The 16370-nt window shown below is 61.3% G+C and carries 15 protein-coding genes; 9 read left to right on the top strand and 6 right to left on the bottom strand.

The annotated features are described in order from the left end of the window. Positions 1-77: 77 nt before the first annotated feature. From V2I08_RS12655 to V2I08_RS12675, 5 genes are all read right to left on the bottom strand, one after another. Entirely contained in the window at positions 78-1859 is a 1782-nt protein-coding gene (locus tag V2I08_RS12655; protein WP_349635431.1) for an SLC13 family permease, read from the bottom strand. Positions 1860-2109: 250 nt separating this feature from the next. Continuing rightward, positions 2110-3180, bottom strand: coding sequence for a chorismate synthase (gene aroC / locus V2I08_RS12660; protein ID WP_349635432.1), 1071 nt, complete (start codon positions 3178-3180; stop codon positions 2110-2112). After that, on the bottom strand, positions 3177-3983 hold the full coding sequence (gene fabI / locus V2I08_RS12665) for an enoyl-ACP reductase FabI (RefSeq protein WP_349635433.1): 807 nt from the start codon (positions 3981-3983) through the stop codon (positions 3177-3179). Before fabI ends, aroC begins: the two co-directional genes overlap by 4 nt. Next, the gene (locus V2I08_RS12670) at positions 3980-4945 is read right to left on the bottom strand and encodes a YihY/virulence factor BrkB family protein (RefSeq protein ID WP_349635434.1); all 966 of its coding nucleotides are present in this window, start codon (positions 4943-4945) and stop codon (positions 3980-3982) included. The genes fabI and V2I08_RS12670 overlap by 4 nt, the downstream gene beginning before the upstream one ends. 15 nt (positions 4946-4960) lie before the next feature. Further along, positions 4961-5875, bottom strand: coding sequence for a DnaJ C-terminal domain-containing protein (locus V2I08_RS12675; RefSeq protein WP_349635435.1), 915 nt, complete (start codon positions 5873-5875; stop codon positions 4961-4963). Between the two features lie 127 nt (positions 5876-6002). On the opposite strand from V2I08_RS12675, the gene pdxH reads away from it, so the two are divergent. Both pdxH and V2I08_RS12685 read left to right on the top strand, forming a co-directional pair. Next, on the top strand, positions 6003-6578 hold the full coding sequence (pdxH, locus tag V2I08_RS12680) for a pyridoxamine 5'-phosphate oxidase (RefSeq protein WP_349635436.1): 576 nt from the start codon (positions 6003-6005) through the stop codon (positions 6576-6578). 174 nt (positions 6579-6752) lie between these two features. Next, positions 6753-8084, top strand: a complete 1332-nt coding sequence (locus V2I08_RS12685; RefSeq protein WP_349635437.1) for a dicarboxylate/amino acid:cation symporter — start codon at positions 6753-6755, stop codon at positions 8082-8084. A 60-nt stretch (positions 8085-8144) separates the two neighbouring features. Here the strand turns inward: V2I08_RS12685 and V2I08_RS12690 are convergent, their stop codons facing one another. After that, positions 8145-8639 (bottom strand): MarR family transcriptional regulator, encoded by a 495-nt coding sequence (locus tag V2I08_RS12690; protein WP_310220962.1) that lies wholly within the window; start codon positions 8637-8639, stop codon positions 8145-8147. Positions 8640-8919: 280 nt separating this feature from the next. Between V2I08_RS12690 and ectA the strand changes: the two genes are divergently transcribed. From ectA to V2I08_RS12725, 7 genes are read left to right on the top strand one after another with little or no spacing between them, the layout of a single operon-like run. Continuing rightward, the gene (gene ectA / locus V2I08_RS12695) at positions 8920-9417 is read left to right on the top strand and encodes a diaminobutyrate acetyltransferase (RefSeq protein ID WP_349635438.1); all 498 of its coding nucleotides are present in this window, start codon (positions 8920-8922) and stop codon (positions 9415-9417) included. A 20-nt stretch (positions 9418-9437) separates the two neighbouring features. Next, a complete protein-coding gene (ectB, locus tag V2I08_RS12700) occupies positions 9438-10742 on the top strand; it encodes a diaminobutyrate--2-oxoglutarate transaminase (RefSeq protein ID WP_349635439.1) in 1305 nt (434 codons plus the stop codon). An 11-nt stretch (positions 10743-10753) separates the two neighbouring features. Further along, positions 10754-11167: an ectoine synthase gene (locus tag V2I08_RS12705; RefSeq protein WP_310220956.1), complete on the top strand. Its 414-nt coding sequence runs from the start codon at positions 10754-10756 to the stop codon at positions 11165-11167. A gap of 24 nt (positions 11168-11191) precedes the next feature. Continuing rightward, on the top strand, positions 11192-12109 hold the full coding sequence (gene thpD, locus V2I08_RS12710; RefSeq protein WP_349635440.1) for an ectoine hydroxylase: 918 nt from the start codon (positions 11192-11194) through the stop codon (positions 12107-12109). Then, positions 12106-13548 (top strand): aspartate kinase, encoded by a 1443-nt coding sequence (locus tag V2I08_RS12715; protein ID WP_349635441.1) that lies wholly within the window; start codon positions 12106-12108, stop codon positions 13546-13548. Before thpD ends, V2I08_RS12715 begins: the two co-directional genes overlap by 4 nt. A 15-nt stretch (positions 13549-13563) precedes the next feature. Then, positions 13564-14841 carry an MFS transporter gene (locus V2I08_RS12720; protein WP_349635442.1) on the top strand — a complete coding sequence of 426 codons (1278 nt, stop codon included), beginning with the start codon at positions 13564-13566 and terminating at the stop codon, positions 14839-14841. A 4-nt stretch (positions 14842-14845) separates the two neighbouring features. After that, complete coding sequence (locus V2I08_RS12725) at positions 14846-16183, top strand: MFS transporter (RefSeq protein WP_349635443.1); 1338 nt, start codon at positions 14846-14848, stop codon at positions 16181-16183. The last annotated feature ends 187 nt before the right edge of the window (positions 16184-16370 follow it).

Raw genomic sequence — 16370 nt, forward strand, 5'->3', positions numbered from 1 at the left:
GAACGGTTCCTTGTCGTTTGCCACGATCTGGCGGATGGGCGGGCCTGCGAACAGAGCCAACCCAACCGGATTGGCGCTTAGCCCAGCAGCACCAGCGCGCTGCACACCGCAACGCCCACGACGATGTTGATCGGCACGCCGATCCGCACGAAATCGGCGAACCGATAATCGCCCGCAGCATAGACGAGCGCATTGGTCTGATAGCCGATCGGCGTCGCAAAACAGGCCGATGCGCCGATCATCAGCGCGACGATGAGCGGGCGGGGATCGACGCCCAGTTGCTGCGCGATCGCGATCGTGATGGGCGTCAAGAGGGCGGCGACCGCATTGTTGCTGAGCAGTTCAGAGAGGATCAGAGCAAAGAAATAGATGAGAAACACCAGCGACCAGACGGGCGCGCTTTGCAGCAGCGGCGTGATCCAGCCGACCATCAAAGCGACGCTGCCCGCCTGTTCGAGCGCCAGCCCAACCGCGAGCATGGCGAAGATCAACACCAGCACATCGCCATCCACCGCCCCCCAGGCTTCTTCGGGATCAATGCAGCGCGTGATGAGGATGAGGCCAACCGCAATGACTGCGGCAAGGCCAATGCCCACGACATTGAGGGCGGACAGGATGACGACACCTGCCATCGCCACCATGGCGATCCACGCCTTTTTACGCCGGAAAGCGCGGACCCGACTGACATCGACGCCGATCAGGTGGGGATTATCGCGCAGCGATCGCATGGCATCGTCGCTGCCAGCGATCAACAGGCGATCCGCGCCGCGCACGCGCGTTTCGGGCAGGTCTGGTCCAGGCAAGTGCCGAGCGCGGTGAATACCAATAATCCGTACCCGCAGCGCATGGAGAAAGGGAATATCCATCAGCCGCTCGCCGATGGACGGGTGGCTGGGCGACACCATGGCTTCGACAACGCGGCCTTCCTGGCCAGATGTACGCGAGTCGGCGGCGATGCCGAGTTCAAACTGGTCCGATTCGCGCAGCGTCATGATCGCTGCACCATCGGCCCGGACGATCAGCCGATCGCCAGCATGTAGTTCTTCTTCCACCAGGTCGCGGCGACGGATGTCCCCACCCCGCTTGATGCCCAACAGCTTGACGGTCCGGCCAAACATGCCGAGCGAGCCGACCGCGCGACCGATGAGGTCGCTGTCCTGGGGCACCACCAATTCGGTCAAATAATCCTGCACATTGCCGCCATTTTCTCCAGCGATGCTCGGCGCGTCGCTGGGCAGCAGGAAAGACAGACAAATCAGGGCGATGACACCAGCAATCGTTCCCGCCAGACCATAGAGGGTGATATCAAAAATGCCAAAGGGGGCCATGCCCTGATCCGCGGCAATGCCCGCCACAATCAGATTGGTCGATGTGCCGACCAAGGTCAGGCAACCGCCCAGCACCGCAACCGTGTTCATCGGGATCAACAATTTCTTGACCGGATAGCCCGTTGCCTGCGCCAGCTTGAACATGATCGGGATCAGCAGCACGACCACGGGTGTATTATTGAGGAAGGCCGAGAGGATGATCGTGCCGATCGCCACTTCGGCAAGGGCGAGCCGGGGACGCCGTTCGGCCCGCGTCATGATGATATCGGCCACACGACTGATGACACCCGTGCGGATCAGCGCGCCAGAAAGGATGAACATCGCTCCGACGGTCAGGGGCGCACTGTTGGAAAAGACCGAAAAAAGCGCCTTCTCATCCAGCATGCCGAGCAGCGCGAAGGCACAGGCACCGACAACGGCGATGACCGTAGGCGAATAGCGTTCGCGCACGAAGGCGATGAACATGGCGGCCAGAACCACCAACCCGATTTCGGCCCGATACACGCCCAGCAGCGCGGTGATGAAATGCATAATGCCCCTGGTCCCCCACAAGATCAGCGCTGGCCGCTGATCTTGCCGGGCTGAAACGAAATGGGCCAGCCATGGTTGCATGACTGGCCCGTATCGCGGCGGTGAGGGGACGTTTTGACCGTCGATCCGCGCAATGCGTGGTGACGCTCCCCAGGCTTACGCTCTGCCGCTTGCCCGTCGAACGAGCGATAGCGTCATCCTATCGCAACAAAAGTGAGTCGTCTCCGTCTTTTACAGTCGGTCCGGCGCGTCATTCCCCGCATTGGGCGCGGTGGAGCAATTTCTGGTCGGCCAGCACCAGCGCCATCATCGCCTCGACCACGGGCACGCCGCGAATGCCGACACAGGGATCGTGGCGACCCTTGGTGATGATGTCGGACGCTGCGCCATCGCGCGTCACCGTCTCGACTGGAATCAAGATCGAGCTGGTAGGCTTGAAGGCGACGCGCAGCTTGATCGGCTGGCCGGTGGCGATGCCGCCTGCAATGCCACCTGCATGATTGGCAAGGAAGGTCGGTCCATCGGGGCCGGGGCGCATCGGGTCGGCATTCTGCTCACCGCGCAGGTTCGCGGCGGCAAATCCGTCGCCAATCTCGACGCCCTTGACCGCATTGATGCTCATCATCGCGGCGGCCAATTCGCTGTCGAGCTTGGCATAGAGCGGCGCGCCCCAACCGGCCGGAACGCCGCTGGCGACACATTCCACGATGGCACCAAGCGACGAGCCATCGCGTCGAGCATCGTCCACCAGCTTTTCCCAGCGTGTGGCGGCCTCCGCATCCGGGCAGAAGAAAGGATTTTGCCCGATCTGCGCCGCGTCGAAATTAGCATAGTCGATCGCATTGCCGCCGATCGCGCTGACATAAGCGAAGATATCCACATCGGGAATGACCGCGCGCGCGACCGCGCCCGCCGCGACCCGCGAGGCGGTTTCGCGCGCGGACGAACGCCCGCCGCCGCGATAATCGCGAAAGCCATATTTGGCGTCATAGGCATAGTCGGCATGGCCGGGGCGATAGGCCTTGGCGACGTCCGAATAATCCTTGGATCGCTGGTCGGTATTCTCGATCATCAAGCTGATCGGCGTACCCGTCGTCCGTCCCTCGAACACCCCTGACAGGATCCGAACCTCATCCGCCTCGCGGCGCTGGGTGGTGAATTTGGACGTGCCGGGTTTGCGCAGATCGAGCCAGGGCTGAATGTCCGCCTCGCTGAGCGGCAAGCCCGGCGGGCAGCCGTCCACGACCGCGCCAATCGCCGGACCATGGCTCTCGCCCCAGGTGGTGAAGCGGAACATGCGACCAAAGCTGTTGACGCTCATTTATCGAGCGCGATGTCCGGGGCGTCTTCGGCTTTCATGCCAATGACGTTGTAGCCCGCATCGACATGGTGGATTTCGCCGGTCACACCGCTGGCGAGGTCCGACAGCAGATACAGGCCAGCGCCGCCGACATCCTCGATCGTCACATTACGGCGCAGCGGAGCGTTCAGTTCGTTCCACTTGAGAATATAACGGAAATCGCCAATGCCGCTTGCTGCCAGCGTCTTGATCGGACCGGCAGAGATTGCATTCACGCGAATATTTTCTGGTCCAAGGTCCATCGCCAGATATTTGACGCTGGTTTCCAGCGCCGCCTTGGCCACGCCCATGACGTTATAATGGGGGATGACCTTTTCCGCGCCATAATAGCTCAGCGTCAGGATGCTGCCGCCGTTCGGCATGAGCGCGCGGGCACGACGTGTGACTGCCACGAAACTGTAAGCGGATACGTTCATGGTCATCAGGAAATTGTCGAGGCTGGTATCGACATAGAGGCCGCGCAGTTCATTCTTGTCCGAAAAGCCGATCGCGTGCACGACGAAATCGAGCGTTCCCCAACGCGCCTCGATTTCCGCGAAGGCGGCGTCGAGCTTGTCCATGTCGGTGACATCGCAATCAATCAGGAAGTCAGAACCAACTTGGCTTGCCAAGGGGCGGACCCGCTTGGCCAGCGCATCGCCCTGATAGGAGAAAGCCAGTTCAGCGCCCTGTTCATGCAAGGATTTGGCGATGCCCCACGCCAACGACTTGTCGTTCGCCAAGCCCATGATGAGGCCGCGTTTACCCGCCATCAAGCCGTTCATATCGTCGTTCCATTCCCTTGGTCTTCAGGCGATCCGGTCAATTCCTCTTCGGGAAACTCCGCCAGCGCCGCGTTCAGTTCCGCGCCAATTACCACGCCAAGCCCGACTAGGAAGAAAAAAATGAGCGTGATCATCACGCCTGCCAAGCTGCCATAGGTCCGGTCATAGCCACCCAGCAGTGACAATGTCGGCGGCAAAAGCAGTGTTGTGCCATACCACCATAGCGAGGTTGCGATCGCGCCGGGCCATTTGGGAAATCGACGATCCTTGTACATGGTCGGTGTCAGCGACACGAACAGGGACCAAAGGGCTACACAAACGATGCCCATTGGCACGAGTTTTGCCGACGCGACCAAGGCGATGGCATCATCGGCCCAAGGGAGGAGATGATTGAGAAACTGATCGATGCCGGTAATCACAACCTGCAGCGAGAAGGCGAACATCACCGCCACCACACTGGCCAAGGTGATGCCAACCGCGCTCAGCCGGTAATGCCAGAAGGATCTGGTGCTTTTTGTGCCATAGGCGCGGCGTAATATGTCGCGGATGGTTTCAATGAGACTGCCCACGGTCCACAGGCCGACGAGGCCACCCAGCCACAGCAGCGGCCCGGAACGGGCATTGAGAACATCGCTGATCGGTTGGCGCACAACATCCGCGACGCCGGGCGGAACCGTTGTGAGGAAAGCATTGACCGCAGCCAAGCCATCCTGCGTTCGGCCAAAGATGCTGAACACCGCCGCCGCTACGATGAAGAAGGGGAACAGCGTCATTAAAGAGAGATAGGCAAGATTGCCCGCATGGATGAAACCATCACTGTAGGTGCCAACAGCGACGCGCTTCATCACCTCAAATGGCTGCGATCCTGGCCGCATGCGCTTGAGCTGTCTGTGAAAATGCGCGCGGGTACGAGATGCCGTGTAGCGGCGTGATTCAGGCGTATAGGGCGAATTCATCGGCATCCGCCACCCAACGCCTCAGACGCCGAGATGGGCGCGCACGGGTCGACTGTCCCGCCAGCCTTCGACCAAGGCGAGGAGGGCAGGGTCATCGGCAGGCACGTCGATCTGGAGCGTCACAAGCTGATCGCCACGAGTACCGTCCCTGCCCGTAAACCCCTTGCCACGCAGCCGAAGCGTCTTGCCCGACGTAGCGCCTGCCGGCACACCCAGCATCACTGCACCATCGACGGTCGGCACCTTGACCTTGCCGCCCTTTACAGCCTCGTCCAGCGTGATGGGCAAATTGAGCAGCACATTGTCGCCATCGCGCGTGAAGTAGGCATGGGGCTTCACTTCAATCGTGACGATCGCATCGCCAGCCCCGCCGGGGCCGGGTTGCCCCTTGCCCGACAGACGCATCTGCGTGCCCGTTTCGACGCCCGCCGGAAGTTTGAGGTCGATGGTCTTACCATCCTGAAGCGTTATCCGCTGGGGGGCGAGGGTGGCGGCATCGGTGAATTGCACCGCCAGCCGATAGGCGACGTTCGCACCCTTGGCAGGAGGGGCCTGACGACCGAAGCCGCCGCCTCCCGCGCGGCGACCGGCACCGCCGAACAGCCCTTCGAAGATGTCACTGAAATCTGCGCCACCCTGATCAAATCCGCCGCCGGGCTGACCACGGAAGCCACCTCCGCCCCCTGCCCCGCCAAAGCCGAACGGCGCGGTCGGATTACCATCACCGTCAATCTCGCCGCGATCAAACCGGGCGCGCTTGTCCTTGTCAGACAACAGATCATAGGCGTTGGTCGCTGCCGAGAATTTCTCCGAAGCCTTGGGATTATCCTTATTCTTGTCGGGATGCAGTTCCTTGGCCAGCTTGCGATAGGCCGACTTGATCTCTGCCTCGGTCGCGCCGCGCGCAACGCCAAGGATGGAATAGGGATCAGCCATCAATGCTCTGGTGCCTCTTGTTCTGGTGACGGATAGTGCGTCTCTATGTGGCGAAAGGGGGGCGTTCGTTCAAGTTGCGCAATTGCCCGTATCGACACTATCCCCCGGTGCCCCTAGACAAGGCGGCATGATGGATCCCTTTGCCTTGTTCGACGACTGGTATAGTCAGGCGCGCGAAACCGAAATCAACGACAGCAACGCCATGGCCCTGGCAACTGCCGATGCGCGCGGTCATCCGTCCGTCCGCATGGTTTTGCTGAAAGGTCATGGACCGGATGGCTTTATCTTCTACACGAATTTCGAGGGACGCAAAGCGGGGGAACTGATCGTCAACCCCCATGCCGCCCTGCTCTTCCACTGGAAATCCATGCGGCGACAGATACGGATCGAAGGGGCTGTCGGCCCGGTCGATGATGCCACGGCCGATGCCTATTTCGCCACGCGCAGCCGCGATAGCCAATTGGGTGCCTGGGCATCCGACCAGTCCCGCCCCCTGCCCTCGCGCGAAATATTCATGGCTCGTTTCGAAGAAGCCAATGCCCGGTTCGAAGGCCGCCCGGTGCCGCGTCCGCCGCATTGGTCGGGCTTTCGACTAGTGCCCGACCGCATCGAATTCTGGCAGGATCGCGAACATCGCCTGCACGAACGCCGTCTGTTCACACGGGACGATACGGGCTGGAGCGAAGGTTTGCTCTACCCCTGACATCCACCAATTGCACCGTTTGGGACGAAGCAAGGCGCGGAAAGCTGTGCCTGGTTCGTCTATCTCCCATGTGAGGACGCACGCCGATTGCGGGTGGCCGATGTGCCTGTTAGGTGTCGCCTGACGGTTGTAATAATATTGCGAGCTGTGCCCGCGCGGCTCATGAGGGATTAGATGCGCAACAGACTGACGGCCTTCATCCTCACTGGCATGGTCCTGGGGGTGATCGTAGGGTTCGCCGCGAACCTGTGGGTGGGCGGCGACGAAGCGCTCGCCAAACAGGTGGCGGGCTATTTCCATCTGCTTGCCGACATCTTCCTTCACCTCATCAAGATGATCATAGCGCCGCTGGTCTTTTCAACCCTGGTCGCAGGCATTGCCCATATGGGCGACAGTGCGGCCTTGGGACGGATCGGCGGGCGGGCGCTCGCCTGGTTCATCATAGCCAGCCTGATCTCGCTGACCTTGGGCCTGATTTTCGTCAATTTCTTCGCGCCCGGAGAAGGACTCAATCTGGTCCGCAATGGAGCCGAATCCGGCGTCAATACCGAATCGCTGAACTTCCGTGACTTCATTCTGCATGTTTTCCCGACCTCCATGGTCGGCGCGATGGCGGAAAATTCGATTCTCCAGATCGTTGTCTTTTCCCTGTTCGTGGGCGTTGCCCTGACCGCCATTGGCGAAAAGGGCAAACCCATCGTCACGGTGGTCGAATCCCTGGTCGAATTGATGTTGCAAGTGACCGGCTATGTGATGCGCGTGGCTCCCTTCGCCGTATTTGGTGCGCTGGCGTCGGTGATTACGACCCAAGGTTTGGGCGTCTTGATCACATTCGGGGAACTGATCGGCGAATTCTACATCGCTCTGGGTGCCTTGTGGCTGCTGCTGTTCGCGGCGGGTTCTGTGTTCCTCGGCAAGCGGATGTTCACGCTGATCCGCTATGTGCGCGAACCGATCCTGATCGCCTTTTCCACCGCCTCGTCTGAAGCGGCCTATCCCAAGATGCTGGAGCAGCTCGACAGATTTGGCGTCCCGCGCCGTATATACAGCTTCGTCCTGCCGCTGGGCTACAGCTTCAACCTCGACGGGTCGATGATGTATGCGACCTTTGCGACGATCTTCATCGCGCAGGCCTATGGTATCGACCTGCCGATCGCGACGCAGATCACCATATTGCTGGTGCTGATGGTGACCAGCAAAGGCATCGCCGCCGTACCGCGGGCGTCGCTGGTGGTGGTTGCCGCGACGCTGGGCCAGTTCGACCTGCCAGTCGAAGGGGTCGCCTTCATCCTGGCCGTCGATCATTTCATGGACATGGGCCGCACTGCGACCAACGTGCTGGGCAATGCCATCGCCACGTCGGTCATCACCAAATGGGAAGGCATGCTGGAGATCGAGGAGCCGATCGATGTGCCTCATCCCAAGGCCCCGGCTCATACTGCGGCGCATGGCCGCGCTGGCCTAGAACTGGCGTCTGACATGGTGGACGATCCTAAGAAGGGCTAGGCCCCTCTCGCTTTCCGTCCCGAAGTTCACGCCGTCTTGGGCGTTGAATAACGTGCCCCGCTAGGTTGCAGCCGGATTTGTGCGGTCAATGGCACCGCTGTCGAGCAACGGCGCGGCATCCATGTCTTGCGCGCCCAGGATCACGCTCAATTTCTCCAGCGAGGCGAGGATCATCGCCTGTTCCCACGCGGGTAGCGAAGAAAACCGCTCCGTAAATTGCGATTGCAAAAGATCGGGCGCGCAGGCCAGAGCTTCCAGCCCGGCCGCCGTGGCATTGAGCATGATCTGCCGCTTGTCGCGCTCGCTGCGTTCGCGCGTTACGAGACCGGAGAGAACCAGCCGATCGACGACGTTGGTGATCGTTGCCTGACTGAATTTCAACGCCGCCGCGATCATGCTGGGCGTTGCCTGATGCCGGCCCCCAATTTCGCGTAACACCAGCATTTGGGATGGGGTCAATCCCGTTGTCGAGGCCAGCTTGCGGCTGCCGATCTCGGTCGCGCGGAGAATGCGGCGAAGCGCCTGGAGAGTGGGGTTCGAAAGGTCGGATTCCATGGCCGATAGCTATCCGTTTGCGCGGTGCCATGCCAATGTCATTTTCCTTTATATAATGAAGGATAATGCAAGGTCGAAACGGCGGAGGGAGAAGGCATTGCGGCCAAAGGGTTGAATATTTCGCACTCATATGTATATATTGCGCCGCAGCAACAGAGGCGAAAGGATTCGTCCACATGAAATATGCTTTGGGAGACTAATTATTTTTGATCGTAAGACCGATGCGACATGTTTGTCGCCACGGAATTTTGCGTCCTGTGAGAATGAAATTGGACGAAATATGAATTTTCGTATGCCGGTAGCGCAGGACGGCCCTGCCATCACCGCGCTGATCGCCGCCTGCCCGCCACTCGATGGCAATTCGGCCTATTGCAACCTGCTGCAATGCACGCATTTCGCCGATAGCTGCATCGTCGCCGAACGCGACGGCCAGATCGTTGGCTGGGTATCGGGCTATCGCTTACCCGCCGACCGCGGTCGTTTCTTCATATGGCAGGTCGCCGTTGCTGCGGCGGCTCGCGGTGAAAGGCTGGCGCAGCGCATGATCGCCGCCTTGCTGGACCGCCCATCGGCTACCGGCGTCACGCACCTGATCACCACAGTGACCCCGGACAATGCCGCCTCGTGGGCACTGTTCGCAGGAATCGCCCGGCGTCTGGGCGCTGAGCTGACCAAGGCCCCGCTGTTCGAGCGCGACGCGCATTTCGCCGGCGCACATGAGACCGAGTGGCAAGCGACGATCGGCCCGTTCGCCCTGCCTTCCAAAGCCAGCCTGTAATTATTCGGAGACTTTCCCCCATGACCATGACCCCCAAACCGACCCAGACTATTCCCGATACCGGCATTTACGAGCGTCGGGAATCGATCGTGCGCAGCTATGCCCGGTCGATGCCGCGCCAGTTTCATCGCGCCGAAAATGTGTGGATGCATGATAATCAGGGGGGTCGTTATCTCGACTTTCTATCGGGCTGCTCGACGCTGAATTACGGGCATAACCACCCGATCCTCAAACAGGCGCTGCTCGACTATATCATGGCCGACGGCATTACCCATGGCCTGGACCTGCATACCGATGCCAAAGCGGCCTTTCTGGAAAGTTTCGAGGAGGTGATCCTCCAGCCGCGCAAGCTGAATTATCGCGCGATGTTCACGGGCCCGACCGGCACCAATGCGGTGGAAGCCGCGATCAAACTGGCGCGCAAGATTACCGGCCGCGAAATGGTGATCGCCTTCACCAACGGCTTCCACGGCATGACATTGGGCGCACTGGCCTGCACCGGCAATGCCGCCAAGCGCGGTGGTGCGGGCGTGCCGCTCAGTCATGTCAGCCATGAACCCTATGACGGCTATCATGGTCCCGACGTCGATACCGCCGACCTTTTGGAACAGCGGCTTTCGGACCCGTCCAGCGGCCTGGATGCGCCCGCCGCCATATTGGTGGAAACCGTGCAGGGCGAAGGCGGTCTGAACGCTGCGTCGCCAGCCTGGCTACGCAAGATCGCCGATATCGCCAAGCGGCATGGCGCGCTGATGATCGTCGATGATATTCAGGCCGGTTGCGGCCGCACCGGCGGCTTTTTTAGCTTCGAGGATATGGGCTTCACGCCCGACATCGTCACGCTGGCCAAGTCGCTGTCGGGCATGGGCCTGCCCTTCGCGCTCACGCTGTTCCGCGCTGAACTCGACCAATGGTCGCCCGGCGAGCATAATGGCACTTTCCGCGGCAACAACCATGCCTTCGTCACGGCAACGGCCGCGCTCCGCCATTTCTGGAGCAATGACAGCTTCGCCGCCGATGTGCGCCGTTGCGGCGCGCTGCTGGAAAGCCGCCTCGACAAGATGGCCCGCGAACATGGGCTGACCACGCGCGGGCGCGGCATGATGCGCGGCATCGACGTCGGGTCGGGCGAGATTGCGTCCGTCATCACCGCCGCCTGCTTCGCGCGCGGCCTCATCATCGAAACGAGCGGCCCCCATGACGAAATCGTCAAGGTGCTCGCCCCGCTCATCATCGACGACGCCGTCCTTTCGGCCGGTCTCGACATATTGGAAACCAGCGTGCGCGAGACGCTTGCTGCCTCCTTTGGCGTGGCGGCGGAATAAGGAGATATCGCATGATCGTCCGTAAACTGACCGACATTCGCAAGTCCGACCATAACGTCAAATCCGACGGCTGGGAAAGCGCCCGCCTGCTGCTCAAGGATGACGGCATGGGTTTCTCCTACCATGTCACCACCATGTACGCCGGCAAAGAGCTGAAGATGCATTATCAAAATCATCTCGAAGCCGTGTTGGTACTCAAGGGCAAGGGTACGATCGAGGATTTGGGCACGGGGGAAACCCACCAGTTGGCCGCAGGCACCATGTATGCGCTCAACGATCATGACCGCCATATCGTGCGCCCCGAAACCGATATCCTAACCGTCTGCGTCTTCAACCCGCCGGTTACCGGCCGCGAAGTGCATGATGAGAATGGCGCCTATCCCGCAGAGGCCGACATGGTCCGCACAGCCGAACTGACGTCTTGAAATCATAAAGAAAGGGGGAGTCCCATGACAGACATCTACCCATCCCGCCAAGCGGCGGAACCGCAATTCCTGCCCCGTCTCGATCCGGTCGTCCATGGCGACTGGAGCGACGCGGCCCCGCTCTCCCAAGCGCAAGCCGCGCAATTCGACCGCGACGGCTATCTGGTGCTGGAGGATCTCTTCTCCGCGCAGGAAGTCGCCTTCCTGCAACAGGAGGCTGGTTCCCTGCTGGCCGATCCCGATGCGCTGGATGGCGACACCGTGATCACCGAACCGGGTGGCGGCGAAATCCGCTCGATCTTCGAAATTCACAGCCAGAGCCGCGTCATGCAACGGCTGGCAGCCGACGCCCGGCTCGCCGACGTCGCCCGCTTCCTGTTGAATGACGAAGTCTATCTTCACCAGTCCCGCCTCAACTATAAGCCGGGGTTCCAGGGCAAGGAATTCTACTGGCATTCGGATTTCGAGACCTGGCATGTGGAAGACGGGATGCCGCGCATGCGCGCCCTGTCCATGTCGGTCCTGCTGGCGGATAACACCCCGCATAACGGCCCGTTGATGCTGATCCCCGGATCGCACCGCAGCTTTCTGACCTGCGTGGGTGAAACGCCCGACGACCATTATAAGATGTCGCTCAAGAAGCAGGAATATGGCGTTCCCGACGAGGACAGCCTCGCTGAACTTGCCTATGAGCAGGGCATCGTCGCGCCGACCGGCAAGCCGGGCACGGTCATCCTGTTCGATTGCAACCTGATGCACGGGTCGAACGGCAATATCACGCCCTTTCCCCGCGCCAACGCTTTCATGGTTTACAATGCCATGTCCAATCAACTGATCGCGCCCTTCGGCCCCGCGACGCCGCGCCCGTCCTTCATCGCGGCACGGGAGGCGGAAGCGATCAGGGTCTGTCATGGCGATCTGGTTGCGGAGGTGATGGCATGAGCGGCCTGCATAGCGTCGAGAAGATCGGTGGCACGTCGATGGCGGCCACGGCCAGCCTGTTCGACAATGTCCTGATCGCAGGCCGCAGCGGTGACGATCTTTACAACCGCATCTTCGTCGTATCCGCCTATGCGGGCATGACCGACCTGCTGCTGGAGCATAAGAAATCCGGTGTGCCGGGCGTCTATGGCCGCTTCATCGCCGATGATGGGGCGGACGGCTGGCTTGAGGCGATGGCCAAGGTGCGCGGGGCGATGCACGATCGCAATGGCGAGATGTTCGCGCGCACCGCCAGCCTGGAGGAGGCGAACGCCTTTGTCGATCTGCGGATCGCGGCGGTGCAGGATTGCCTTGCGGATCTCGGCCGGTTGCGCAGCCACGGGCGCTTCTGCGTCAAGGAACAGTTGCTGACGGTACGCGAATTGCTGGCGGGGCTTGGCGAAGCGCATAGCGCGCACAGCACTGCGCTGTTGTTGCGCGATCGTGGAATCAACGCGACGTTCGTCGATCTGACGCTGTGGGACCAGGATGATTTGCGCAGCCTGGACGAGCGGATCGTGGAGGCGCTGGCGCCTATCGACCTGCGCCATACGATGCCGATCGTCACGGGCTATGCCGGATGCCGCGAAGGCATGGTGCGGCGCTATGCGCGGGGCTATTCGGAAATGACCTTCTCGCGGATCGCCGTGCTGACCCATGCGCGCGAAGCGATCATCCACAAGGAATTTCACCTGTCGAGCGCCGACCCCCGCCTGGTCGGGGAAGCCGCCGCGCGCAAGATCGGCCGCACCAATTATGACGTGGCCGACCAGCTCGCCAATCTGGGCATGGAAGCGATCCATCCCCGTGCGGGTCGCGGTCTGCGCCAGACGAGCATTCCCTTGCGCGTCCGCAACACATTCGATCGGGAAGATGAAGGGACGCTGATCTGCGGCGATTATGTGTCCGATACGCCGCGCGTCGAAATCATTACCGGCGTGCGATCAATGCAGGCGCTGCAGTTCTTCGAGCAGGATATGGTTGGCGAGAAGGGCTATGACGCCGCGATATTGGAGGTGCTGACCCGACATGGCGCTTGGATCGTCAGCAAATCCTCCAACGCCAATACGATCACCCACTATCTGTCGATCGACACGGCGACGGTGAAGCGGATCATGGCCGACCTGCAATCGCTCTATCCCGATGCCGCCATCTCCGCGCAGCCCGTGGCCATGGTATCGGTGATCGGCAGCGACATATCGCGGCCGGGACTGGTGCCCGATGCGCTGGACGCGCTGGCTAAAGCGAATATCGACATGATCGCGATGCAGCATCAGATCCGCAACGTGGACATTCAGTTCATCATTGATTGCGCGAATTTCGATACGGCCGTGCGTGTCCTGCACCGGCGGCTGATCGAGGATGTGGCCGATCAGGGCGAAGGGCGTCGGGCGGCCTGAGCCGCCTTTCTCTCCATGTTGTCATCGATACTTCCGGTTCGCAGCCTGTTGGCCGCCATCTTCATGCTGATGGCGGGCAGCGGCTTCCTGTCCACCCTGATCAGCCTGCGGCTGGAACGGGGGGGCAGTGGCACGCTGATGATCGGCGCTGTGGCGACCGCCTATTTCGCCGGGCTGACCGTCGGCGCGCTGCGCGCTGCGCCTGTCGTACAGCGAGTCGGACATATCCGCGCCTTTGCCGCCTTCGTGTCGCTGCTGTCGGCCAGCACGCTGGCTTATGCACTGTTCCAGAATGTGCTGTTCTGGGCCTCGCTGCGGTTCATCGATGGGCTGTGCGTCGCGGGCGTGTTCATATGCCTGGAAAGCTGGCTGAACGAGCGGGCGGAACCGGACACGCGGGGCAGCATTTTGGCGGGCTATATGATCGCCCTCTATTCCGGGCAGGCATTGGGCCAGTTTCTGCTCAATTTCGGGCGCACCCCGTCCATCCCCTTCCTGATCGCCTCCATCCTCATTTCGCTGGCGGTCATCCCGGTCGTCCTCACCCGCATCGCCGCGCCGCTGCCGGGGCAGAATGCCCCTTGTACGATGCGGCAATTATACGCTTCGTCCCCGCTGGGTTTCATCGGTGCGATGACGACCGGGCTGATGCTGGGCGCTTTCTATGGCCTCGCCGCCGTGCATGTTCGCCGGCTTGGATTGGACCTGTCCCAGACTGCCAGTTTCATGAGCATCGTCATCCTGGGCGGGGTCGCGCTGCAATGGCCGTTGGGGCGGCTGTCGGATCGGTTCGATCGCCGCCGGGTCATCGTCACCAGCTTCGGCGCGACGATGGCCGTCTGCCTCGCGCTGACCATTGTCGACGGCATGGGCCTGGCTTTGCTGACGCTGGGGGGCCTGTTCGGTGGCCTCAGCTTCGCGCTCTATCCGCTCTGCGTCGCGCATACCAATGACCGGCTGGACCCGGCCGCTCGTGTCGCCGCCAGCGGCGCGCTGGTGCTGCTCTATTCGATCGGCGCAGCATTGGGCCCGACTGGCGCGGCGGCAGCGATGACGCTGTTCGGCGCGAGCGGACTGTTCCTCTTCATCGCCGCCGTTGCGGGCGGCACATTGGTCTTCGGCCTATGGCGGCAGGCATCGTCCCTGCCAGTGCCGGGCGACGACCAGCAAAGCTATCAGATCCTGCCCCGCACCACGCCAGTGGCCGCGATGCTCGATCCTCATGCCCCGGAACAGAGTGCGCCCGACGAAGGCGAACCGGCCAACCGATCGCCGCTCCCCCTTTCAGGATAGAACCATGCCCGCGCCCCATCCTACTGCTCCGCTCCAACCCGCCGTCGATCGGACCACCTTGCGCCGGGCGATCGGTGCGTCTGCCATGGGCAATGCGACCGAATGGTTCGACTATGGCATCTATGCCTATGGCGTGACCTATATCTCCGCCGCACTGTTTCCCGGCAATACGGAGGAGGCGGTGCTGTTCGCGCTGGCGACCTTCGCCATTTCCTTTCTGGTGCGACCTTTGGGTGGCTTGTTTTGGGGGCCGCTGGGCGACCGGATGGGGCGCAAGTCCGTATTGGCGCTCACCATATTGATGATGTCGGGTGCGACAGTGTGCGTCGGCCTGATCCCCGATTATGCCACGATCGGCTTCTGGGCACCGACGTTGCTGATCCTGTTGCGGATGGTGCAGGGCTTTTCCACCGGCGGCGAATATGGCGGCGCGGCAACGTTCATGGCCGAATATGCGCCCGACCACAAACGCGGCTTTTGCGGCAGTTTCCTGGAATTCGGGACATTGGCGGGCTTTTCGCTGGGCGCGCTGCTGATGCTCGGCTTCTCGCTGATGCTGGGCGACGCCACCATGTATGACTGGGGCTGGCGTGTTCCCTTCCTGGTGGCTGGTCCCATGGGTCTGGTCGGCATGTATCTGCGATCGAAGATGGAGGACACGCCGGTCTTTCTCGAAGCCGCACTGGCTGCGCAGGGCGTGAAGACGGTATCGCCGACGCTCGGTTCGCTGGTAACGGGCTATTGGCGCACCCTATTGGTGATGGGCGGGCTAGTCACTGCACTCAACATCGTCAACTATACGCTCTTGAGTTACATGCCGACCTATTTGCAGCGTCGGCTGGGCCTGTCCGCCAATGAAGCGTTGATCGTGCCGATCATCGGCATGATGTTCATGATGGTCCTGCTGCCCTTCGCCGGGGCGCTTTCCGACCGGGTCGGCCGCAAGCCGCTGTGGCGCTTCTCGCTCATCGGTCTGTTCCTGCTGGTGGTGCCGGCCTATCTGCTGATGGCGACGGGTTTTGTTGGGGCCGTGGTCGGTTTTGCCCTGTTGGGTATGCTCTATGTACCTCAACTCGCGACGATATCGGCCACTTTCCCGGCCTTGTTCCCGACGTCCGTCCGCTTTGCAGGCTTTGCCATCGCCTATAATGTCGCGACGTCCATCTTCGGCGGCACGGCTCCCGCGATCGGCAGCAGCCTCATTGGCCTGACTGGCAATGAATTGATGCCTGCCTATTATATGATGCTGGCCTGTATTGTGGGGCTGATCGCCTTACGCTTCATGCCCGAAACCGCCGGCCTGTCACTGCGCGATGAAAACCATCCTGCAAGGACACAATGATCGCACAGACGCAGCGTCAGGACCAATGGATGCCGGACATCCTCATGCGCCTATGCTAAGGGCTAAGGAAACTGCGGATGTAGGTAAGATTCCGCATGCAGATCCGAAAAGCTATCATTTATTCGGAACCATGCATTGGGAGTAACTGCGCTGACCGATCCAAAGCCCGTTTGGCACGCCCTGTCAG

This window comes from Sphingobium sp. MK2 (assembly GCF_040170545.1).
Lineage (GTDB): Bacteria > Pseudomonadota > Alphaproteobacteria > Sphingomonadales > Sphingomonadaceae > Sphingobium.